This window comes from Microbacterium sp. Soil_N32, from assembly GCF_057655505.1.
This window is the reverse complement of record NZ_JBDGME010000019.1, coordinates 952,915-975,345: the sequence shown is the minus strand read 5'-3', so window position 1 is coordinate 975,345 and position 22,431 is coordinate 952,915. Positions and strand designations below refer to the sequence as shown.

Here is a 22,431-nt window from a genome sequence, read left to right as displayed (position 1 = left end):
AGCCCTCGGTACGCTCGGAGGATGGCCTCTGATCCCGCTCGCCGATTCGCCGGTCCCGCCGACCTGCATCTGCACTCCAATCACTCGGACGGGACGGAGGCCCCGGCGGAGGTCGTGCGACAGGCGCACGCCCACGGTCTGCGCACGATCGCTCTCACCGACCACGACCGCACCACGGGGTGGACGGAGGCGGGCGACGCGGCGGCGGCACTCGGGATGACGTTCCTCCCCGGCATGGAGCTGTCGGCGAAGCACGAGTGGCGCAGCGTGCACGTGCTCGGCTACCTGTTCGATCCGGAGGACGCCGCGCTCGGCGCCGAGACGGCCCGCATCCGGGGGGATCGGATCGGCCGCGCCGAGCGGATCGTGCGCAGTATCGGCCGCGACTACGACCTCAGCTGGGACGATGTGCTGGCCCAGACCACGCTCGACGCGACCGTCGGGCGTCCGCACATCGCCGATGCGCTCGTGGCCCGCGGGATCGTCCGCGACCGCACCGAGGCGTTCGACGGCATCCTCCATCCGCGCGAGGGGTATTACGAGCCGCACTACGCCCCCGACCCGCTCACCGCGGTCCGCTTGATCACCGAGGCCGGGGGAGTGGCCGTGATCGCCCACCCCGTGACGGCCGGGCGCGACAGGATGATGCCGGTGCCGTTCCTCGAGCAGCTCATCGAGGCGGGACTCGGCGGCTTCGAGATCGACCACCGCGAGAACACGGCGCAGGGCAAGCGCCTGCTGCGGCAGATCGCCGCCGCGCACGATCTCATCGTGACGGGGTCGAGCGACTACCACGGCACCGGCAAGCCGAACCGGCCGGGCGAGAACACCACCGACGAAGAGATGGTGCAGCGCCTGATCGACCGCGCCACCGGCTCGGCGCCGCGCTTCCCCTGACGACGGCCTCGCGGCCTCCCTGGACTCTCCCGGCGCGCTCGCCGCGGACGCCGGTATCCTCACCGGATGCAGCGCGCCACCCCTCTCGAGCGACGACTCGACGGCATCGCCCACCGGTGGCTCCGCGACGCTCCGGCCGACGGCGCACGGGCGGTCATCGTCGAGGTCGCCGTGTTCGTGTGCAAGCAGGCCTGGGCCTGCGTGTTCGGAGCCGCGCTGCTCGTGGCGATCGTCGCCGCGCGCCTCTGGTATCCCGACGATGCCGTCGTCGCGCGCAACGACGTGCTCACGCTCACGGCCGTGCTCATCCAGGTCGCGATGCTCGTCTTCCGGCTGGAGTCGGGGCGCGAGCTGTGGGTCATCGTGCTCTTCCACATCACCGGCACGGTGATGGAGCTGTTCAAGACCGACGTGGGGTCGTGGACGTACGCTGCGGACGGGGTGCTGCGATTGGGCGGGGTGCCCCTGTTCAGCGGCTTCATGTACGCGGCGGTCGGGTCGTACATGGTGCGCGTGCACCGTCTCTTCGATCTCGGCTTCACGCGTTATCCCCGGCGCTGGGTGACCGCCGTCGTCGCCGCGGCGATCTACCTCAACTTCTTCACGCACCACTTCTGGTGGGATGCGCGCTGGGTGCTGCTGGTGGCGGTGCTCGCGCTCTGGGCGCCGACGGTCATGCACGCGCGGGTGTGGCGCCGCACTCTCCGCATCCCGCTGCTCCTCGCCTTCGCGGGGGTGGCCGTGTTCATCTGGTTCGCCGAGAACATCGGCACCCTCGCGGGCGCCTGGGCCTACCCGGATCAGCTCGACGGCTGGCAGGTCGTGTCACCGAGCAAGCTCGTGTCGTGGTTCCTGCTCATGATCATCTCGGTGGTGCTCGTCACCTGGGTGTATCCGCCCCGCCTCCCGGGCGCGCAGGAACGCCCGGAACGCGAGAGGGGCGGACGCCGCAGCATCCGCCCCTCTCGAACGATGTCGTGACCGGTGCTCAGGCTCCGGCGATCGGAGCGGAGCCCGCCCCGGAGCCGCCACGCCGACGGCGTCGGCGCCGCGCCGGCGCCGGCTTGCCGTCGTGGTGCTCCTTGCCTGCGCCGTCGTGCGTACCGGCGCCCTCGGCGGCGCGGTGGGTCGATGCCGCGGGCCCGCTCTCGGCGGACGCGGATGCAGCGGCACCGTCGGCGAAGGTCGAGCCGACGGCATCGGACCCGCCGCGACGGCGGCGGCGGCGGCGCGTTCCGCCCTCACCGCTGCCCTCGGCCGCGGCATCGGCGGCGCGCTCGGGGCGCGGCCCGCGCGAGGTCTTCGTCGACTCGGTCTTCTTCGGGGCCGAGACGAGTCGGCCCTTCGTGCCCGCGGGGATGTCGAGGTCCTCGTACAGGTGCGGGCTCGACGAGTAGGTCTCGATCGGCTCGGGCTGGCCGAATTCGAGCGCCCGGTTGATGAGCGCCCACTTGTGCAGGTCCTCCCAGTCGACGAAGGTGACGGCGATGCCCGTCTTGCCCGCGCGACCGGTGCGGCCGGCGCGGTGCAGGTACGTCTTCTCCTCGTCGGGGATGGTGTGGTTGATCACGTGGGTCACGTCGTCGACGTCGATGCCGCGCGCCGCGACATCGGTGGCGACGAGCACGTCCTTCTTGCCCGCCTTGAACGCCGCCATCGAGCGCTCGCGCTGGTCCTGACCCATGTCGCCGTGCACACCGCCGACGTTGAAGCCGCGGTCGTTCAGCTCGTCGACGAGACGCTGCGCCGCCCGCTTCGTCCGCGTGAAGATCACGGTCTTGCCGCGGCCCTCGGCCTGCAGGATGCGCGCGATGACCTCGTCCTTGTCGAGCGAGTGGGCGCGGTAGACGAGGTGCTTGATGTTCGCCTGGGTGAGCCCCTCATCGGGGTCGTTCGCACGGATGTGGATGGGGTTCGTCATGAACCGGCGGGCGAGCGCGACGATCGGCCCGGGCATGGTCGCCGAGAACAGCTGCGTGTGCCGCACCGCCGGGACCTTCTGGAAGATCTTCTCGATGTCGGCGAGGAACCCGAGGTCGAGCATCTTGTCGGCCTCGTCGAGGACGACCTCGGTCGCATTCGACAGGTCGAGCAGGCGCTGGCCCGCCAGGTCGATCAGACGACCGGGGGTGCCGACGACGATCTGCGCACCGGCCTTGAGCTGGTCGATCTGGCCCTCGTAGGCCTTGCCGCCGTAGATGGCGACGACGCTGGTCGAACGGTTGCTGGTCAGCAGGTCCATGTCCTCGTAGACCTGGACGGCGAGTTCACGCGTCGGCACGACGATCAGGGCCTTCACACCCGGCTCCGGGTTCTGGCCGAGGCGCTGCACGACGGGGATGCCGAAACCGAAGGTCTTGCCCGTACCGGTCTTGGCCTGGCCGATGATGTCCTGTCCCGGCAGACCGAGGGGGATGGTCTGCTCCTGGATGGGGAAGGCGTCGACGATCCCCTTCGCAGCGAGGGCGTCGACGATGTCCTGATCGATCCCGAGATCGGAGAAAGTAGTCACTGTATTCAGATTGCCTGTCCGGCGGTCGCGACGACCGCCACGTAAACGATCCACGCCGTCTCTTGTGCCACAGGCGCGGGCCCCGCTCCGACGGCGGGGACACGCCCAGCCTACCGGAGCGTGCCCGCAAGCCTCAGGAGCGAGTCGCGCGGCGGGTAGGGTGATCGTGGCGACCGACGCGGGAAGGAGACCCCGGTGGTGAAATGGTTCTGGCAGCGAGACGCGGCGCCTCGGCGCACGCTCGCCCTGCGCAGCCGCGGAGATCAGGGCGACGCGACGCGTGTGGACTTCGCCGAGCTCGCCCCCGAGCTGTCCCGGTTCCTCGGGCAGGCGGCGTATCTCCAGCTCGGGTATTTCGAGACGCTCACCCGCCTGATCCGCGCGACTCCCGCCCTCGCCGAGAAGGAGGCGCTGTCGCGCGCCGCCGGCGCGGCGCTCACGAAGCACCGCGGCATCGTCGAGGTCATCGCCGCCCGCGGGGACGACCCGACGCAGCTCATGCTGCCGTTCCGCGAGAACCTCGACGCGTTCCGCCGCAAGACGATCGGTGCGCGACCGCGCGAGACGCTGCTGGCCGTGTACATCACGGCGGGCATGCTCGACGACTTCTACCTGGCTCTCGCCTCGAGCTACGGCGAGACGGGGCAGCGGATCGCCGCGATCCTGCGCGAGGACGACGCGCGCCACGAGATCGTCGCGATCATACAGGAGACGATCGAGAGTGACGAGGAGTGGCGCTCGCTGCTGTCGATGTGGGCTCGACGCCTCGTCGGCGACACCATCCTGGTCTGCCGCTCGGCACTGCGTCCCGACGCCCTCGTCGCGCCGGACGACGAGCGCATCGAGCCGGTGTACACCGAGCTCATGGGCGCGCATGCGCGTCGGATGGACGCCATGGGTCTCGCCTCCTGAGGGCGGTGCTCAGCGCGTCGGACCGAGCGGAATCGTCGGGCTCAGATGCCCAGCGCCGCGGTGCGCGCGGCGTCGGAACGTCGGCGGGCCGTGACGACGGCGAGCGTCGCGACGATCGAGACGAGCGCCCCACCGAGGATGCTTGCGACCCACAGCCAGACGTTGCTCTCCGCCCATCCGGCCCACTGCAGCCCCGTGTAGGCGGCGGCGGTGACGGCGACAGCCACCGCCGGAGCGAGGGCGGCACCGCGCAGCTCGCGCCCGGAGATGGTGAAGTGCGCGACGATGCCGAGCACGCACGCCGCAATGAGCGCCAGGAGGATGTACATCGCGGTCAGGCGACGAAACCGACGCGGCGCGACTCCTCGGTGCCCAGCTCGATGTAGGCGAGGTTCGCGGTCGGGACGATGTAGGAGTTGCCCTTCACATCGGAGAAGCTCAGGTGAGCGGTGCTCTGCTCGAGGGCGGCTGAGACCTGCGCGCGGATCTCGTCCGCGGCGGTGGCGGTCTCGAAGCTCAGCTCGCGGCCCGTGTTGATGATTCCGATGCGGATTTCCACGCGTGCTCCTTGGAGTGTGAGGACGATCTCTCGTCCGAGGTCTGCTCTCACTCTATAACGGGCCGTCCGGGCCGGATCGGCCGCGCCGGACGGTTTCGCCAGCAGCGCACACGCGGGACGCGGCGGGCATCGCGTCGGCGGTGTCGGTGGCGACGGATAGCGTGGAGGCATGACACCGGATGCCGCGCAACGAGCCGTGATCGAGGCCCCGGCGACGGCATCGGGCGTGATCATCGGGGCGCCCGGAACGGGGAAGACGCGCACGCTGATCGAGCGCGTCGCGCATCTGCTCGGCGCCGCGGCTCTCCGTCCCGAGGAAGTGCTGGTGCTCACGCCCAGCCGCCAGGCCGCCACCGCCCTGCGGGACCGCATCGGCGTGCGCGTGCGCGAGGCCACGCCGGGCCCGCTGGCGCGCTCTCTCGGCTCGTTCGCCTTCCAGATCGTGCGCGGGGCGATGGTGCAGGCGGGGGAGGAGCCGCCGGCGCTCCTCACGGGCGCAGATCAGGACCGCATCATCGCCGACCTGCTCGACGGCGACGCCGAAGACGGCCGTGTGCCGTGGCCGGATGCGCTGAGCGCGGCGGTGCGCGCGTCGCGGGGATTCCGCTCCGAGCTGCGGGCGTTCCTCGCCGAATGCACCGAGCTCGGGGCGACCGCTGCCGAGCTGCGCGACGCCGACGAGCCGGTCTGGGCCGCCGCCGCCGAGTTCCTGCGCGAGTACCGCGAGGTGCTCGACGCGCTGCGGTCGGCGCACCGCGATGCCGCCGACCTGCTCAGCGAGGCGGCCGCCGTGCTCCGCCGGGCGGATCCGGCGACGCTGGGTCCCCTCGCGCCCCTGCGGGTCGTCCTGATCGACGATGCGCAGGAGCTCACCCGCGGAGGCGTCGGAGTGGTCCGCGCGCTCCGCGCGCGCGGCATCGCCGTCCTCGCCTTCGGCGACCCCGACATCTCGTCCGGGACGTTCCGCGGAGCGAGTCCGGAGCTTTTCGCCGAGGTCGCCGGGCTGCTGGGCGAGGTGCACGTGCTCGACGGAGCGCACCGGCAGCACCCGGCCTTGGCGACCCTGACCCGCACGGTGACCCAGGCCATCGGCGCCTCGGGCCGGATCGACCATCGGCGCGCGCCCGTGCCGGCGACCGCCGAGGAGGTCGACGAGGCGATCACGACCTTCCTCGCACCGTCGCCGCACGAGGAGTTCGACCGCATCGCCGGCGTGATGCGCGCGTGGCACCTCGCCGACGACATCCCGTGGGACCGCATGGCGGTGATCGCTCACGACAGCCGCCAGGTCTCGTTGCTCGAGGCCGAGCTCGCGGCCCGCGAGGTCCCGACACGAGCCGCGGGGGTGCAGCGTCCGCTGGGAAGCGAGGGCATCGTGCGCGACATCGTCGGCATCGTGCGCCTCGCGCTCACGCCGGTCGACGAGCGCACGCCCGCCGACCTGGAGGAGGCGCTGCGCACGCCGTTCGGCGGGATGGACGCGATCGGTCTCCGTCGGCTGCGTGCCCGCCTGCGTCATCTGGAACTCGAGCAGGGCGGCTCCACCCCGGCGCGAGAGCTGCTCCGGCAGGCCATGGCGGCCCCCGAGCACTTCACCCTGATCGACGCCCCGGAGTCGCGCACCGCCCGTCGGTTCGCCGAGACCCTCGGGCAGGTCGCGGCGGCGGCTGTCGCCGGCGAGACGATCCACGACCTGCTGTGGCGCATCTGGGAGCAGGCGCGGGCCGTCGACGGGCGACGACTGCACGTCGCGTGGCGCGAGATCGCGCTGCAGCCCACGGGCGCGGAGACGGCCCGCGCCCTCGACGCGCTCGTCTCGCTGTTCGACGCAGCCAAGCGCTTCGTGGAGCGCTCCCCGCACTTGCGACCTGAGGCGTTCGTCCGAGACATCCTCGACAGCGAGGTGCCCGAAGACTCGCTCTCCGCCCCCGACCGGCCCGGCCGGGTCACGCTCCTCACACCCGCGACCGCCCTCGGCACCGAGTTCGACGCTGTCGTGGTCGCCGGCCTGCAGGACGGCGTGTGGCCGAACCTGCGGCTGCGTGGGGGGCTGTTGCAGACCTGGCGGCTCTCGACGGTCGTGCAGGCCCGCCGTGCGGGTGCGGACGTCGAGACACCGGGTGTGTTGGACCGTCGCCGCGCCGCCCTGCATGACGAGCTGCGCCTGTTCGTGCGCGCGGTCTCCCGTGCCCGGCGACGTCTGCTCGTCACCGCCGTCGACGACGACGATCTGGGCCCGAGTCCCTTCTTCGGCTTCCTGCCGGCGCCGACCGCCCCCGAGGCGCACGCATCAGCGGAGCATCCGCTCACCCTGCGCGGCCTGGTCGCACGGCATCGTCGCGTGCTGACGACCGCGACATCGCCCGCCGCCCGCGCCGAGGCGGCCGGGCAGCTCGCGGTACTGGCGCGCGAGGGCGTGCCAGGGGCCGACCCGGCGGACTGGTACGGTGTCGCCCCGGTGAGCACGCTCGATCCCGTGCGCGACCTGGCGGAAGAGGGCGCCCGAGTCTCGCCGTCCCGTCTGGAATCGTTCGAGGAGTGCGGACTCAACTGGGCCGTGTCCTCCCTCGGCGGCGACACCATCGTTCCGCCCTCGGCGGGGATCGGGACGATCATCCACGAGGCGATGGAGCGGCACCCGGACGGCGACCTGCAGGGCATGCGGCGAGTGGTCGAGGAGCACTGGCCCGAACTGGATTTCGAGACGGCGTGGATCGGTCGCAAGGAACGCCGTCGTGCCGACCTGTACGTCGAGCGGCTGCATGCGTATCTCGGCGAGGTACGTCGCGACGGCGGGCGCGTGCTGGGAAGCGAGACGCGGTTCCAGTTCGCCGTCGCACTGCCGGACGACGACGAGGCGGTCCCGACGGTCCGTCCGCTCGACGATGCGGCCGGCGTGCCGCGCGCGATCGTCAGCGGATCGATCGACCGGATCGAGGCGTATCCGCCCGCGGCGGGGGAGCACCCGGCCGCTCGGGGGCGCGGCTGGATCGGGATGTCCGTGCCGGATGAGGGCGAACGCACCGTCGTCGTCGATCTCAAGACCGGGAAGAACGACCCGGAGTCCGACACCGCGGTCGCCGCGCACGCGCAGCTGGCCGCGTACCAGGTCGCCGTGCAGGAAGGGCTCGTCGAAGGGGCGGGCGCGCGGTCGCTCGGCGGTGCCCGTCTCGTCATCGTGTCGAAGACCCTGGCGAAGAGCGACTACCGGGTGGCTCATCAGCACACGCTGGGCGACGACGACAGGGTCGCATTCCTGCGGCGCGTGGGCGAGGCAGCGCGCGGGATGGCAGCGTCGAGCTTCACGGCACAGGTCGAGTCGCACTGCGCCGACACGCAGAGACGGCTGCACCCCTGCCGCATCCACACGGTGCCGGCGGTGAGCGCGTGAGCGCGTGGCAGGGCGGCTGGGGCATCACGGCGACCGATGTCGCGGCGGCGCTCGGGCAGCCCTCGCCGACGCCGGCGCAGCAGCGTGTGATCGAGGCGGCACCGACGCCGGCTCTCGTGGTGGCGGGCGCGGGCAGCGGCAAGACCGAGACGATGTCGGGCCGTGTGGTGTGGCTCGTGGCCAACGGCCATGTGCGCCGCGATGAGATCCTCGGGCTGACATTCACCCGCAAGGCCGCAGGAGAGCTGGCCGAGCGCATCGGCCACCGTCTCGCGGTGATCGACGAGTACGGGCGCCGGGGGCTGCTCCCGCATCTCTCCGAGATAGTGCGGTCCGGCGGGCTCGCCCGCGTCGACGCGGCCGCGCCGGGCCGACAGCGCGACCTCGTGCGCGCGCAGGTGCTCGACGAGCTCGCCCTGTCGTACGGCACGACCGCGGATGCGTCGGCGGCGCGTTCCGCGGAAGACCTGCTGATCCGCCCGCGAGTGTCGACGTACAACGCGTTCGCCGACGGCATCGTGCGCGAGCATGCGGCGCGCATCGGCCGCGACGCCGACGTGGCGATGCTGAGCCAGGCCGCATCGTGGATGCTCGCACGCGATGTGGTGCTCGCGGCCGATCTCCCCGAGCTGGAGGACATCGACTACGCGGTCGGCACCGTGATCGACGCCGTGCAGCGACTGGCCGGCGACGCCCTCGACCACCGCATCGACCTCGACGCCGCCGAGCATATCGCGCGGGAGACCGCCGCCTCGTTCGAGCCCTACCGCGGCAATGCCGATGTCGAGAAGGCGGCGGCCAACCTCCTCTCCCTCCCGACGCTGATGCGCCTCGTACGCGAGTACATCGCCGAGAAGCATCGACGCGGTGTGCTCGACTTCGCCGACCAGGTCGGAGGCGCCTTCGACATCGTCGAGGCGGCGCCGGATGTGCGCGCCGAGCTGCGCGAGCAGCATCGTGTCGTGCTCCTCGACGAGTACCAGGACACGTCGGTCATCCAGACGCGGTTCCTCGCCGCCCTGTTCCACGACGCACCGGTCATGGCCGTCGGCGATCCGCACCAGTCGATCTACGGCTGGCGCGGGGCGAGCGCCGACAACCTCTACGCCTTCTCCGGGGCCTTCGCCCGCTCGGAGACCGCGCAGACGTTCAGTCTCATGACCAGCTGGCGCAACGACCGGCGCATCCTCGACGTCGCGAATCGCGTGCTCGACCCCCTGCAGCGCCCCGGCCTCGACGTGCCGCCGCTCGAGCCGCGGCCCGGCTCCGGCGACGGCGCGGTCGATGTGCGGTTCCCGCTGACGGTCGACGACGAGGCCGAGGCTGTGGCGGACTGGTTCGTCGAACGGCGGGCCGCACATGACGGCGCCTCCGCGGGGCGGCCGCACACCGGGGCGATCCTGTTCCGCTCCAAGCGCCACATGCAGACCTTCGCGGCGGCCCTCGCGGCGCGCGGCGTTCCCCACCGCATCCTCGGGCTCGGCGGTCTGCTGGCGACCCCCGAGGTGGTCGATGTCGTCTCCACGCTGCGGGTGGTGCACGACCCGACGGCGGGTTCCGCGCTCATCCGTCTCCTCACGGGGCCGCGCTTCGCCGTCGGCGTCGCCGACATGGCGGCCCTGTACGACCTCGGTCGTGCCCTCGCGGAGCGCGACACCGGAATGATGCCGCTCCCCGAAGAGGTGCGGGTGCGGTTGCGGTCGTCCCGCGGCGCGGACGAAGCCGTGTCGATCATCGACGCGGTCGATGTCGTGCGCGCGGTCCGAGACGACTACCGACTCCTCGAACGCATCACGCCCGAGGGTCGGACGCGCATCCGCGCGGCGGGCGAGATGCTGGAGCGGCTCCGCCGGGCATCGTCGCAGCCGCTCCTCGAACTGCTGCGGCTGATCGAGCTCGAGTTGCGGCTCGACATCGAGTTGGCGGCCAACGAGACGCGCGGACCGGCCAGGGTCGCGGCGACGCAGCTCCGCGCGTTCTCCGACGAGGTGCGGGCGTTCCTCGCGGCAGACGACCGCGGCACGATCGGCAGCCTGCTGGCGTGGCTCGACAAGGCCGAACGCACGGACGAGCTCATGCCCCGACCGGAACCGCCCGAGCCGGGCGTGGTGCAGCTGCTCACCATCCACGGGTCGAAAGGCCTCGAGTGGGACGCCGTGGCCGTCGTGCGCCTGGTGGTGGACGAGCTGCCCGGGCGCGTGTCCGACACGTCGGGCTGGTTCGGTTTCGGCGTCGTTCCGTTCGCCCTGCGGGGCGATCGGGACGCTCTGCCGCGCTTCGACTGGGATCCGGAAGCAGCGGTCGGCGACGAGACCGACCCGAAGAAGCGTCAGGCGCTTGCGCAGTCGTCGCTCTCCGGGGGCATCACGAAGGCCAACCCGCACGGCGGAGCGCTGCGTCGATTCAAGGATGCCTACCGCTCGTACCAGCAGCAGGAGGAGCGACGGCTCGCCTACGTCGCGATCACGCGCGCACGTACGCACCTGCTGCTCACCGGAGCGCACTGGGCGGGGCAGAAGGCGCCTCGCACGCCGAGCCCTTTCCTCTCCGAGGCGATGGAGGTGCTCGGGCGGGATCCGATCGAGGCCGTCGATCCCGACGAGAATCCCTACGACGGTCCGGGCGCCACGATGGTCTGGCCGCTGGACCCCCTCGGTTCCCGGCGGCGAGTGGTCGAGGAGGCGGCGGAGGCGGTGCGTGCCGCCAGCGTGGGCGGAGACGCGCTGCAGCCCAGCCCGGAGCTGCAGCGCCTGCTCGCGGAGCGCGCCGCCCGTCTGCGGGGAATCGATGCCGCACCTCCGACGCGCGTGCCCGCGTCGCGTTTCAAGGACTACGTGACCGACTATGCCGGCACGGTCGCGTCGATCGTGCGGCCGATGCCCGAGCGTCCGTACCGACAGACCAGGCTGGGCACCTTGTTCCACGCCTGGGTGGAGCAGCGCTCGGCGCTCGTCGGCACGGGCTCCAGGCCGGAGGAAGCGCTCTGGGAGCTCGATGAGGACGATGCGGGGAGCGATGCGGCCGCCGTCACCTCGGGAGACGCGGCGGACGCGGCCGACCTCGCGGCGCTGCAGGCGACCTTCGAACGCAGCGAGTGGGGCGCACGACGGCCGATCGCGGTGGAGATCGAGATCGATTTCGCCCTGGGTGCTGCACACGACGCACTCCCGGGGGAGCCGGAACGGTCAGATCGGGCGGCCGGGGGCGCGTCCAACGAGTCGCGCATCATCATCTGCAAGCTCGACGCGGTGTACCGGCGCGAAGATCGCGGCGGCCGGATCGAGATCGTCGACTGGAAGACCGGACGCGCGCCGCGCACGGCCGCGGAGAGCGACGAGCGGATGCTGCAGCTGGCGCTCTATCGCCTCGCGTACCACCGACGCTTCGGCGTTCCGCTCGACGAGATCGACGTCGCGCTGTATTACGTCGCCGACGACCTCGTCATCCGCGACGCGCACGTCTACTCCGAGGCCGAACTCCTCCAGCGCTGGAGCGCGGCCCGCGCGGCGCGCTGAGCCTCGTCGTCCTGGTCGTCCTCCTGGTCGTCGCCGGCCGGGTCGTCGCCGGTCCGCTCGCCGGAGTCGACGTCGTCGCCGAACGCCGTCCGCACATCGGACAGATCCTCCGTGGGGAGGTCTCCCACCGCCGCGCGGTGGGCGGCGGCATCGCCCCCGTTGAGGGGCGCCGAGGTGATGTCGCCGGTCATGCTCTCGCTCTCCGTCCACAGCTGGTCGGGGTTGTAGGCATCCGTCTGCATCGATGTGTCGACGTGCACATCGCGCTCGACCGGCACGCGGTCGAGCGCGTCGAGGGCGGAGTCCACTCCCTCCGTCCGCGCGGCGACGACGGCGAGATCCTCGGATCGGAGGTTCTCGGCGAGCGCGTCGAGCAGAGCCGCGGCGTCGTCGACGATGTCGGCGCGACGCAGGGAGTCGCCGTGCACCAGCCACCGCGCGAACTCGAGCTCGGCGAGCAGGCGCGCCCGCACCTCGAGTGCGGGGTCGGGGGAGCGCTCGAGGGCCGCTCCGTACGCCGCGTAGACGTCGGACGAGGCATCGGGCGCGGCGGAGAGCCAGGCCAGATCCGTCGCGGGGTCTCCCACCGCCAGTCCGTGCCAGCCCAGCACTCCGACGACCTCGGGGCCGCGCTGAGGGTCGTCCTCGAAAAGGAAGGACGTCGCTTGAGCGCCGCCCAGCGTCGTGGTCGACTCGAACCGCCACAGATCGTCGTCCGCGACCGCCTCGCGCCACCGCACGGTGAGGCGGGCGGGAACGCGGCCGGTCGCGGCGGCCTCGTCGACGAGGCGTTCGACGTCGGCGCGGCTCTCCGCCGCGGTGCGGGCGAGCAGACCGGCCCCGCGCACCACGGAGGGCGGGAGCTGGTGGAGGGCGGCGAGAGCGGTGCCGATCGACACCGCGGCGCCTCGTCCCGGCGGAATGTGCGCGGCCTCGATCTGGAACCCGGGCAGCAGCTCGGTGACGAGCGCGCGGCCGTCACCGACGCGGGTCTCGCCGATGTACTCGGGGGCGCGGAACGGCAGCAGGGCGCGGGCGCCCGTGGTGAGCGACCGCAGTGCGATCGCCTCGGCCGCGATCTCCCGGGCGGCGTCGTCGTCGTCGGCGACGCGGATCGCGAGTTCCCGACCGTCGGACAGCGTGGCGACCGCCGAATCGAACCGTGCATCGCCGTCGGCGGTGAGCACGCGCGTTCCCGTGACCTCCGCACCCGGAAGTGCCGCCGTCACCGCCGCGGCTAGAGTGAAAGGTGAGCGTCCCATGCCCCCAGGTTAGGTCGGCTCCGGGGCGCTCACGCCTTCGCCACGCCCGTGAGAGAGGGAGTCGATCATGTTGCCGCAGGCCGTGCTGGACCGTGCCGCCGAGCTGCGGGAAGACCCGTCGACGATCGATCGTCTGCGCGCCGATCCCTCCACCCGCGTGGTCGCGGTGCGCCAGGGCCGCGTACGTCTTGACGACTCCGCCCTCCGTCGCACATCGCCGGAGGAGGCGGTCGACGCCACCTGGGCCCTCCTGGGGCGAGACCGGGACGGCGTGCCCCTGCTGCTCGCGGCTCTCCCTCCCGAGGATGCCGCGATCGACGCCGCGCCCGACGAGACGTGGCTCGGGCTGCGCGACATCGGCGCCCGGCTCGACGCGTTCGAGACGGAGCTCCTCGTCGAGGCGCTCGCCGTCGCCGCGTGGCTGCGCGACGCGCCCTTCTGCCCCGCCTGCGGGGGCGGCACCGAACTGCAGCAGGCCGGCTGGTCACGGCGCTGCCTGGTCTGCGGACGCCAGCATTTCCCGCGCACCGACCCGGCCGTGATCGTGGCCGTCGAGAGCCGCGACGGCGAGCGTCTGCTCCTCGGGGCGAACGCGACGTGGGGCGGCCGCATGTACTCGTGCTTCGCCGGATTCGTCGAGGCGGGGGAGTCGCTCGAGGCGACGGTGCACCGCGAGCTGGAAGAGGAGTCGGGCGTGCGCCTGGAGGCGCTGCGCTTCGTGGGGTCCCAGGCCTGGCCGTTCCCCCGGTCGCTCATGGTGGGCTTCCGTGCCGTGGTCGACGACGAGCACACCGCGCGGCCCGACGGGGAGGAGATCGTCGACGTGCGGTGGTTCTCCCGCGACGAGATCGGCAGCGCGCTCGCCGGAGACGGCCCCGTCGGACTCCCGGGCCAGGCCTCGATCGCCCGGGCGCTCATCACCGAGTGGTACGAGGACGGACGATGAGTGCGCTCGACGCACTCGACGAGACACAGCGACAGGCGGCCACGGTGCTGCGCGGTCCCGTCGCCGTGCTCGCCGGCGCGGGCACCGGGAAGACCCGGGTCATCACGCATCGGATCGCGCACGGTGTCGACACGGGGGCGTATTCGCCCTCACGGGTCATGGCGGTCACCTTCACCGCGAAGGCGGCGGGAGAATTGCGCGGGCGACTGCGCGCCCTCGGCGTCGAGGGCGTTGCGGCGCGCACATTCCATGCGGCGGCCCTCGCCCAGCTGAACTTCTTCTGGCCGACGCTCGCGGGCGCTCCGGCGCCGAGCATCGTCGACAACAAGGTGCGCCTGCTCGGTCAGGCGGCCGATGCTCTGCGGCTGCGTCCCAGCACGGCGACCCTGCGCGACATCGCCTCGGAGATCGAGTGGCGCAAGGTGTCGATGCTGTCGATCGACGAGCACGCCGCTCTCGGTCGGCCGCTGACCGGCGTCGATGCGACGCAGTTCGCCGAGCTGCAGCGCGGGTACGAGGCTCTCAAAGACGAACGCCATCAGCTCGACTTCGAGGACGTGCTCCTGGCGTGTGCGGGCATGCTCGAGGCGGAGCCGCGGGTGGCCGCGTCGGTGCACGAGCAGTACCGCCACTTCACGGTCGACGAGTTCCAAGACGTGTCGCCGCTGCAGAACCGCCTGCTCGAACTGTGGCTCGGCGATCGCCATGACATCTGCGTCGTCGGTGACGCCAGCCAGACGATCTACTCGTTCGCGGGGGCGGAGCAGCGCTTCCTCCTCGAGTTCGAGAGGCGGCATCCCGACGCGACGATCGTGCGGCTCGAGACCAACTACCGTTCCCAGGCCCCGATCCTCGCGGCAGCCAACGCACTCATGCGCGGCCGACCCGGTGCCCTCGAGCTGACTCCGGCGCGCGAGCAGTTCCAGGCGGACGCCCCGACCGTCACGGCCTTCGACGGGGAACGCGAGGAGGCGGAGGGGATCGCGGCGGCGATCGCAGCGCAGATCGCCGACGGCGTGTCTCCCGCGGAGATCGCCGTCCTGTACCGCGCGCACGCGCAGTCCGCGCTCATCCAGCAGGCCCTCGCCGCGGCGGGGATCGCCACAACGGTGCTCGGAGGCACCCGGTTCTTCTCGATGCCGGAGGTGCGTCAGGCGATCCTCGCCCTGCGCGCCGCGGCGGTCGCACCGGTCGAGCATGACTTCGTCGCCGCGGTGCGGCGCGTACTGCGCGAGCTGGGGCTGACCGAGGAGCCCCCGGCCGCCGGCGGTGCTCAGCGCGACGGCTGGGAGGCGCGGCGCGCCATCCTGCGGCTCGCCGAGGAGGCCGACCCGGGCGAGGACCTGCGATCGTTCAGCGACGCGCTCATGGCCAGGGCCAAGGACCAGCACGAGCCCACCCTGCGCACCGTGACCCTGTCGACCCTCCATGCCGCGAAGGGTCTGGAGTGGCCGCACGTGCATCTCGCCGGCTGGGCAGAGGGCTCGCTGCCGATCTCGTACGCGACCGGCTTCGAAGCGATCGACGAGGAGCGCCGCCTCGCCTACGTCGGTGTCACGCGCGCCGCACGGACGTTGTCGGTGAGCTGGTCGCGGTCGGCAGGTCGCGGGGAGCGTGCTCCGTCGCGGTTCCTGGCAGAGATCGGGACGACGGCTCGCGGCACCGGCATCCTTCGTGAAATCTCACCGGGGTCGACGCGCGCGAACCGTCCGGCCCGAGCGAGATGATCCGGCCCGCGTCGTCGTCGACGGGGGCCAGCAGGGTGGCGGCCGCCGCCCCCGCGCCTGCGATGAGCGCAGCGGGGACCGGCCCCGGGTCGCGCCCCACCATCTGCGCATGCAGGCGCGGCCAGGCGGGATCGCGGTCGCGGAGGTGGCCGTCGCGGCATGCCAGGCATGGTGTGCGCCCCGGCACGACGAGGGGACCGATCGTGGCGCTCCGGCGGTCGATCGCGATCGGGAGGTGCGCCACGTCGTCGCGGAGGAACGGTGCGAGCTGTAGGGCTGCCGCCGCGCCGGGGAGCACGACGACGGCGACGTCGCCCGGGTTCTCCCGACTTCCGTGCGGCACCGCTTCATCGGCGAGCGCCTCGCGGAGCCGGTAGCCGCAGCGGGGGTCGCGCACGCCTTCGGCATCGACCCAGGCGCGGAGTCGGGGTGGCGCGTCGTCGACCAGCAGGGGTTCGAGGAAAGCCACGAGACGGCGTGCCTCGTCGCGCGGAGCCCCCACGCCGTGCGCGATCACGTCGACCCCTGCGCGTCGGAACCCCGAGCGGAGGCGGGCGAGGAACGGCTCCACCCAATCGGCGTCGATACTCACGTGCAACCCGCCGTTCGACCCGAACTGCACGGTGCGCTCATCGCGCAGCAGCATCGGGCGACCGGGGGCGAGACGGGTGAGGACGAGCGGGGTCAGCGGAGGCACTCCCCGATTCTGCGGACACGCCGTCGCCTCCGGGGCGCGGATTCCGCATCGGTGGACAACTCGTGGTCGCGCACTCCCGGGGGAGGGGGACCGACCGGCTCAGACGGGACGGTCGCCCTCCGGACGCGGATCCTCGCCGCGGTCCTCGGCGTCGGACGACGTCTCGGCCGCGTCGCTCGACGTCTCGTCGTCCACGGACGCCGCGCCGGCATCCGGTTCGGTGTCACCCGCAGTGGCCGACGAGAAGTCGTCACCGTCGAGTAGGCGCGCGAGCGCCTCGTCGAACTCGTCCGCGACCGGCTGCTCGCCGCGGGCGGCCGCCTGCAGCCGGGCGACGAGGGCGCTCGGGTCGTCGATGTCCTCGGCCGTCGGCATGAGGTCGGGGTAGTCCCAGAGGGCGTCGCGGTCGGCGATCCCCACGGCATCGGTCACCGCCTGCCACATCGCGGCCGCCTCGCGCAGACGCCGCGGACGCAGCTTGAGACCGACGAGCGCTCCGAGGGCATCCTCCGCGGGCCCGCCGACCGCGCGACGACGGCGGGCGGCCTCGGCGATGCGCGCCCCGTCCGGGAGCCGCGAGGTCGCCTGCGCCGTGACGACGTCGACCCAGCCGTCGACCGTGGCGATCAGGTTCTCGAGGCGGGTGAGCGCCTCGCGCTGCGCCTCTGTCTGGCTCGGCAGCAGGGCGCCGCCCTCGATCGCGGACCGCAGCTCCTCGGGGTTGGAGGGGTCGAGGCGGCTGGCGACGTCTTCGAGGGCGTCGACATCGACCGTGACACCGCGCGCGAAGTCCGTGATCTGCGCCATGACGTGCAGGTGCAGCCACTTCGCGTGACGGTAGAGGCGGGCGTAGGCCAGTTCCCGAGCCGCCAGGTACAGCGCGATCTGATCCTCGGGGATCTCCAGCCCGTCCCCGAACGCGGCGAGGTTCTGCGGGATCACCGCGGCGGTCCCCGCCGGGAGCACGGGGATGCCGACATCGCCGCCCGAGACGACCTCGAGGGAGAGGTTCCCCAGCACCTGGCCGAACTGCGCCGCGAACACCGAGCCGCCGAGGCCGCGCATGAGCTTGCCGGCGCCCTGCACGACGCTGCGCATGTCGTCGGGCACCTGGGTGTCGAGAGCCGTGGTGAGGGCGTCGGCGATGCTCGTCGACACCGGCCCGGCGATCTCCTTCCACACCGGGAGCGTCTTCTCGACCCACTCACCGCGGGTCATCGCGACCGGCGGCTCGGCGAGGTCGGAGATCGTGGTCGCCTCGCCCAGCCAGAGCGCGGCGAGCGAGAAGGCGTCGACCAGCGAGGAGCGCGAGCCGTCGCCGATGGCCTGGCCGTCGCGGTTCGCGATGTGGAGGGCCTGCCGCAGGGCGTTGTCCCACGGATCGCCGCCGAACGCCCCCTGCAGCTGCGACATGATCGTCTGCATCATCGCGGGATCGAGCGTGAGGCCGTCCATGCCCTCGAAGGCGCCGCGCAGGGCTTCGGGGTCTATGTCGCCGCCCTGGCCGGACATCATCCGCCGCAGGAACTCCTGGAAGTCCTCGGGACCGGGTTCGTTGTCTGCCATGTCGTCCGCCCTCTCAGCGCGCGTGTAGCCGTGCCATCTACGCTAGTCACAGGTTCATGCGAGCGACCCCGGAGCGGGCGGATCGCTGTACGCCGCTCGCGAACGACGGAGGAATGCTGTGGAACGGATCCGCCCTGCGCGGCTCGGGCTGGGAGTCTGGGCCCTGGTCGTGGCGCTCGTCGCCCTCGTCGTGCTCACCTTCCTGCCGACGCCGTACGTGATCCAGCGGCCCGGCCCGGTCTACGACACGCTCGGCACCGCCGCCGGGCCCGACGACCAGCAGGTGCCCCTCATCAGCATCGAGGGTGCGGAGACGTACGAGACCGGGGGGACGCTCGACCTCACGACCGTCCAGGTCGTCGGCAATCGCGAGCGCACCCCGAGCTGGTTCGAACTCGCCCTCGCCTGGACCGATCGCTCCCGTGCCGTGGTGCCGATCGAGTCGGTCTTCCCCGAGGGGGTGACGACAGAGCAGCGCGACGAGCGCAACGCCACGCTCATGGTCGACTCGCAGCACGAGGCGACGGCGGCAGCCCTCGGCGAGCTGGGGTACGACACCGGTGCCGAGGTCGTCGTGGTCGAAGCGGTCGACGACACCCCGGCCGCCGGTGTCCTCGAGTCCGACGACGTCATCACCGCGATCGACGGCGAGGTCGTCACCTCGGCGACGCAGCTGCGCGAGCGCATCCAAGAGGCGGAGGGCGACGAGATCGACCTCACGGTGCGCCGGGCGGGCGCCGAGCAGCAGCTCTCGATCACGCCGGAGAAGCACACCGAGGGCGGCACGACGACCTGGCTCATCGGCATCACGCTGCGCACCGACTACGACTTCCCGATCGACGTGACGATCCAGCTCGACAATGTCGGGGGGCCGAGCGCCGGAATGATGTTCGCCCTCGGCATCGTCGACCAGCTGACGCCCGGAGAGCTCAACGGCGGTGAGAACGTCGCAGGCACGGGCACCATCGACGCCGAGGGGACGGTCGGCCCGATCGGCGGCATCCGTCAGAAGCTCTACGGCGCGAGGGATGCCGGAGCGGAGTACTTCCTCGCCCCGGCGGCGAACTGCGACGAGGTCGTCGGTCACGTCCCCGACGGCCTGCAGGTGATCCGCACCGGCACGCTCGAGGAATCGCTCGACGCGCTCTCGGTGATCGCCGAGGGGGGCGACGTCGCGTCGCTCCCGACGTGCACGGCGTCGTGATCCGGCCGTGACCGCGATCACGGGCGCCGTCCAGTAAGGCGCACCTAGGATGGAGGGGTGACCTCGACCTCCGCTCAGAATCCGGCCACTCCCCGAACATCCCGGCGCATCTTCGGCATCTCGCTGGCGATCATCGCCGCCCTGATCGCGGCGTTCTTCGTGTTCGCCTCGCTCTACACCGAATTCCTCTGGTTCGACCAGGTCGGCTTCACCGGGGTGCTGACCACCCAGTGGATCGCCACCGTCGTGATGTTCCTCGTCGGATTCCTCGGCATGGCCGTGCCGCTGTTCGTGGTCATCCAGCTGGCGTACCGTCTGCGGCCGGTCTACGTGCGACTGAGCTCGCAGCTCGACCGGTACCAGGAGGTCATCGAGCCGCTGCGCCGCCTGGCGATGTGGGGCATGCCGATCTTCTTCGGCCTCTTCGCCGGCTTCTCGGCGGCGAGCCAGTGGCGCACCGTCTGGCTGTGGGCCAACGGCGTCGCGACGAGCGACGTCGACCCGCAGTTCGGTGTCGACACGGGCTTCTACCTGTTCGCGATGCCGTTCTACTCCATCGCGCTCGCCTTCATCTCGGCGGTGCTGCTGCTCTCGCTCCTCATCACGGCGCTCGTGTCGTACCTCTACGGCTCGGTGCGCATCGGCCAGGGCGAACTGCGCATCTCGAAGCCCGCGCGCATCCAGCTCGCGGTGATCGCGGGACTGTACCTGCTCGTCCAGGCGGCCAGCCTCTGGCTCGACCGATTCAAGACACTCACGACGCCCGACGACCGCATCACGGGTGCCGCGTACACCGGCGTCAACGCCACGATCCCCGGCCTGGGCATCCTGGCCATCATCTCGGCGCTCGTCGCGATCCTCTTCTTCGTCACGGCCGTTATCGGCCGCTGGCGCTTCCCGCTCGCCGCCACGGCGCTGCTGCTCGTCGCGTCGCTCGTGGTGGGCGTGGGGTACCCCTGGGTGGTGACCACCTTCCAGGTGCGCCCGAACCAGAACGCGTACCAGGCGGAGTACTACCAGCGAAACATCGACGGCACCAAGGAGGCCTACGGCGTCGCGAACCTCGAGACCACGACGTTCGAGGCCGAGACCGATCCCGAGGCGGGCCAGCTGCGCGAAGACGCCGAGACCACCGCCTCGATCCGCATCATGGACCCCAAGGTCATCAGCCCGACGGTGCGTCAGCTCGAGCAGTACCGGGCCTACTACCAGTTCGAGGAGACGCTCGACGTCGACCGTTACGAGGTCGACGGCCAGGTGCAGGACACGGTGGTCGCGATCCGCGATCTCGACATCACCAAGCTCGGCGAGGGCGACAACTGGAACAACCGCGTCGCGGTGTACACGCACGGCTACGGCCTCGTCGCCGCGGCGGGAAACCAGCGCACGACGGACGGCGAGCCGGTGTTCCTCGAGCGCGGCATCCCGACCTCGGGGTTCCTCACCGAGGGTGAGAACTTCGAGCCCCGCATCTACTTCGGTGAGAACTCGCCGGAGTACTCGATCGTCGGCGCTCCCGAGGGGAGCGACCCGGTCGAGATCGACTACCCCCGTGGCAAGGACGGTTCGAGCGAGACCAAGACGACCTTCGACGGTGACGGTGGGCCGAAGATCGGCAATACGTTCACGAAGCTGCTCTACGCGCTGAAGTTCCAGTCCGAGCAGATCCTGTTCTCGAACCTCGTGAACGACGACTCGCAGATCCTCTACGACCGCGACCCGAAGACGCGCGTGCAGAAGGTGGCGCCGTACCTCGAGCTCGACAGCGACCCGTACCCGAGCGTGGTCGACGGCCGGGTGGTCTGGATCGTCGACGGATACACGACCAGCTCGACGTACCCGTACTCGACGAGCGTCAGCCTGTCCGACGCGATCGCCGACTCGAACACGCGGGCGCCGAACCTGGCGATCGACGAGATCAACTACATCCGCAACTCGGTCAAGGCCACGGTCGATGCCTACGACGGCACCGTGACCCTCTACGCGTGGGACGACGAGGACCCGATCCTGAAGACCTGGCAGAAGGTCTACCCGTCGACGGTCAAGCCGATCAGCGAGATGTCGGGTGACCTCATGAGCCACGTGCGCTACCCGACCGATCTGTTCAAGGTGCAGCGCGACATCCTGGGCATCTACCACATCGACACCGCCGGGTCGTTCGCCCAGCAGGACAACCGGTGGCAGACGCCGAACGATCCGCGCAGCGAGTCGATGCTGCAGCCGCCGTACTACCTGACGATGCAGATGCCGGGCCAGGACGGGCCGCGGTTCTCGATGTTCTCGACGTTCATCCCCGCATCGCAGGGTGCGGGCAGCACCCGTGACGTGCTCATGGGCTACCTGGCCGTCGATTCGGATGCCGGATCGGAGGACGGCGTCAAGGCGGAGGGCTACGGCCAGCTGCGGATGCTCGAGATCAACGACGACACGACGGTGCCCGGTCCCGGTCAGGTGCAGAACACCTACAACTCCGATACGGCGGTCGTGCCGCAGCTGAACCTGCTGCAGCAGGGCGAGTCGGAGGTCATCTACGGCAACCTCCTCACTCTGCCCGTCGGCGGCGGTCTGCTCTACGTGCAGCCGGTGTACGTGCAGTCCTCCGAGGGCACCCAGCTGCCGCGCCTGCAGAAGGTGCTCGTCGCCTTCGGTGACCGGGTCGCCTTCGAGAACACGCTCACCGAGGCGCTCGATGCCCTGTTCGGCGGCGACTCCGGTGCCACGGGCGGTGACGACGAGGTCGAGCCGGCCGAGCCGGATCCCGACACCGGCGAGGTGCCGCAGACGGACCCGACGACCTCGTCGGGGGAGGAGGCGACGGCGCTCGCCGACGCGCGACAGGCGCTGCTCGATCGGGAGGCGGCTCTCAAGGCCGGCGACCTCGAGACGTTCGCCGAGGCCGACAAGCGCCTCACCGAGGCCGTGCAGAAGCTGATCGACCTGGAGGGCGGCGAGGGCGAGTAGCCGCTCGCACCTTCTCTCGGATGCCGCATCCCCTCGGGGGTGCGGCATCCGTCGTTTCCAGGCCTGCGTCGGATGCCGTCGAACCGGGCCGGCGGCATCCATACCAGTCAACCGCCCGGGCATGCGAAAGGCCCCTGACCGGATTTCTCCAGATCAGGGGCCTTTCTCTTGTTGCGGGGACAGGATTTGAACCTGCGACCTCCGGGTTATGAGCCCGGCGAGCTACCGAACTGCTCCACCCCGCGGCACGAGTTATAGCCTAACACGGGTTTCGACGGGGCG

At 71.4% G+C, this 22,431-nt stretch carries 14 protein-coding genes and 1 tRNA gene; 9 read left to right on the top strand and 6 right to left on the bottom strand.

Annotation, left to right across the window (positions count from 1 at the left end):
- Positions 1–21 precede the first annotated feature (21 nt).
- Both AC3A3J_RS12860 and AC3A3J_RS12855 read left to right on the top strand, forming a co-directional pair.
- Entirely contained in the window at positions 22–897 is an 876-nt protein-coding gene (locus AC3A3J_RS12860; RefSeq protein WP_487672644.1) for a PHP domain-containing protein, read from the top strand.
- A 66-nt stretch (positions 898–963) separates the two neighbouring features.
- The gene (locus tag AC3A3J_RS12855; RefSeq protein WP_487672643.1) at positions 964–1,878 is read left to right on the top strand and encodes a DUF817 domain-containing protein; all 915 of its coding nucleotides are present in this window, start codon (positions 964–966) and stop codon (positions 1,876–1,878) included.
- Positions 1,879–1,885: 7 nt separating this feature from the next.
- Here AC3A3J_RS12855 and AC3A3J_RS12850 read toward each other — a convergent pair whose 3' ends face one another.
- A complete protein-coding gene (locus AC3A3J_RS12850; protein WP_487672642.1) occupies positions 1,886–3,409 on the bottom strand; it encodes a DEAD/DEAH box helicase in 1,524 nt (507 codons plus the stop codon).
- A gap of 195 nt (positions 3,410–3,604) precedes the next feature.
- Here AC3A3J_RS12850 and AC3A3J_RS12845 point away from each other — a divergent pair, with 195 nt between their 5' ends.
- Positions 3,605–4,321 carry a ferritin-like fold-containing protein gene (locus AC3A3J_RS12845; RefSeq protein WP_487672641.1) on the top strand — a complete coding sequence of 239 codons (717 nt, stop codon included), beginning with the start codon at positions 3,605–3,607 and terminating at the stop codon, positions 4,319–4,321.
- A gap of 41 nt (positions 4,322–4,362) precedes the next feature.
- On the opposite strand, the gene AC3A3J_RS12840 is transcribed toward AC3A3J_RS12845, so the two are convergent.
- The gene (locus AC3A3J_RS12840; RefSeq protein ID WP_487672640.1) at positions 4,363–4,650 is read right to left on the bottom strand and encodes a hypothetical protein; all 288 of its coding nucleotides are present in this window, start codon (positions 4,648–4,650) and stop codon (positions 4,363–4,365) included.
- A 5-nt stretch (positions 4,651–4,655) separates the two neighbouring features.
- The gene (locus AC3A3J_RS12835; RefSeq protein ID WP_314646439.1) at positions 4,656–4,880 is read right to left on the bottom strand and encodes a DUF3107 domain-containing protein; all 225 of its coding nucleotides are present in this window, start codon (positions 4,878–4,880) and stop codon (positions 4,656–4,658) included.
- A 169-nt stretch (positions 4,881–5,049) separates the two neighbouring features.
- Here AC3A3J_RS12835 and AC3A3J_RS12830 point away from each other — a divergent pair, with 169 nt between their 5' ends.
- On the top strand, positions 5,050–8,271 hold the full coding sequence (locus AC3A3J_RS12830) for an ATP-dependent helicase (RefSeq protein ID WP_487672639.1): 3,222 nt from the start codon (positions 5,050–5,052) through the stop codon (positions 8,269–8,271).
- The gene (locus tag AC3A3J_RS12825) at positions 8,268–11,786 is read left to right on the top strand and encodes an ATP-dependent DNA helicase (protein ID WP_487672638.1); all 3,519 of its coding nucleotides are present in this window, start codon (positions 8,268–8,270) and stop codon (positions 11,784–11,786) included. The genes AC3A3J_RS12830 and AC3A3J_RS12825 overlap by 4 nt, the downstream gene beginning before the upstream one ends.
- Here the strand turns inward: AC3A3J_RS12825 and AC3A3J_RS12820 are convergent.
- On the bottom strand, positions 11,732–13,048 hold the full coding sequence (locus AC3A3J_RS12820) for a phosphotransferase (RefSeq protein WP_487672637.1): 1,317 nt from the start codon (positions 13,046–13,048) through the stop codon (positions 11,732–11,734). The two genes, AC3A3J_RS12825 and AC3A3J_RS12820, sit on opposite strands and share 55 nt — an antisense overlap.
- Positions 13,049–13,115: 67 nt before the next feature.
- Between AC3A3J_RS12820 and nudC the strand changes: the two genes are divergently transcribed.
- Together nudC and AC3A3J_RS12810 are read left to right on the top strand one after the other, a co-directional pair.
- Complete coding sequence (gene nudC / locus AC3A3J_RS12815) at positions 13,116–13,994, top strand: NAD(+) diphosphatase (RefSeq protein WP_487672636.1); 879 nt, start codon at positions 13,116–13,118, stop codon at positions 13,992–13,994.
- Positions 13,991–15,721, top strand: coding sequence for an ATP-dependent helicase (locus tag AC3A3J_RS12810; RefSeq protein ID WP_487672635.1), 1,731 nt, complete (start codon positions 13,991–13,993; stop codon positions 15,719–15,721). Before nudC ends, AC3A3J_RS12810 begins: the two co-directional genes overlap by 4 nt.
- 796 nt (positions 15,722–16,517) lie before the next feature.
- On the opposite strand, the gene AC3A3J_RS12805 is transcribed toward AC3A3J_RS12810, so the two are convergent.
- Positions 16,518–17,984 (bottom strand): zinc-dependent metalloprotease, encoded by a 1,467-nt coding sequence (locus AC3A3J_RS12805; protein WP_487672634.1) that lies wholly within the window; start codon positions 17,982–17,984, stop codon positions 16,518–16,520.
- A 118-nt stretch (positions 17,985–18,102) separates the two neighbouring features.
- Here AC3A3J_RS12805 and AC3A3J_RS12800 point away from each other — a divergent pair, with 118 nt between their 5' ends.
- Entirely contained in the window at positions 18,103–19,188 is a 1,086-nt protein-coding gene (locus AC3A3J_RS12800; protein WP_487672633.1) for a YlbL family protein, read from the top strand.
- 57 nt (positions 19,189–19,245) lie between these two features.
- Positions 19,246–22,149: a UPF0182 family membrane protein gene (locus AC3A3J_RS12795; protein ID WP_487672632.1), complete on the top strand. Its 2,904-nt coding sequence runs from the start codon at positions 19,246–19,248 to the stop codon at positions 22,147–22,149.
- Between the two features lie 171 nt (positions 22,150–22,320).
- Here AC3A3J_RS12795 and AC3A3J_RS12790 read toward each other — a convergent pair.
- A tRNA-Met gene (locus tag AC3A3J_RS12790) sits at positions 22,321–22,394 on the bottom strand.
- Between the last annotated feature and the right edge of the window lie 37 nt (positions 22,395–22,431).

Coding starts and splice junctions, on each gene's coding strand:
- AC3A3J_RS12860 (WP_487672644.1), top strand. CDS start 22: ATGGCCTCTGATCCCGCTCGCCGATTCGCCGGTCCCGCCGACCTGCAT.
- AC3A3J_RS12855 (WP_487672643.1), top strand. CDS start 964: ATGCAGCGCGCCACCCCTCTCGAGCGACGACTCGACGGCATCGCCCAC.
- AC3A3J_RS12840 (WP_487672640.1), bottom strand. CDS start 4,650: ATGTACATCCTCCTGGCGCTCATTGCGGCGTGCGTGCTCGGCATCGTC.
- AC3A3J_RS12830 (WP_487672639.1), top strand. CDS start 5,050: ATGACACCGGATGCCGCGCAACGAGCCGTGATCGAGGCCCCGGCGACG.
- AC3A3J_RS12820 (WP_487672637.1), bottom strand. CDS start 13,048: ATGGGACGCTCACCTTTCACTCTAGCCGCGGCGGTGACGGCGGCACTT.
- nudC (WP_487672636.1), top strand. CDS start 13,116: ATGTTGCCGCAGGCCGTGCTGGACCGTGCCGCCGAGCTGCGGGAAGAC.
- AC3A3J_RS12810 (WP_487672635.1), top strand. CDS start 13,991: ATGAGTGCGCTCGACGCACTCGACGAGACACAGCGACAGGCGGCCACG.
- AC3A3J_RS12805 (WP_487672634.1), bottom strand. CDS start 17,984: ATGGCAGACAACGAACCCGGTCCCGAGGACTTCCAGGAGTTCCTGCGG.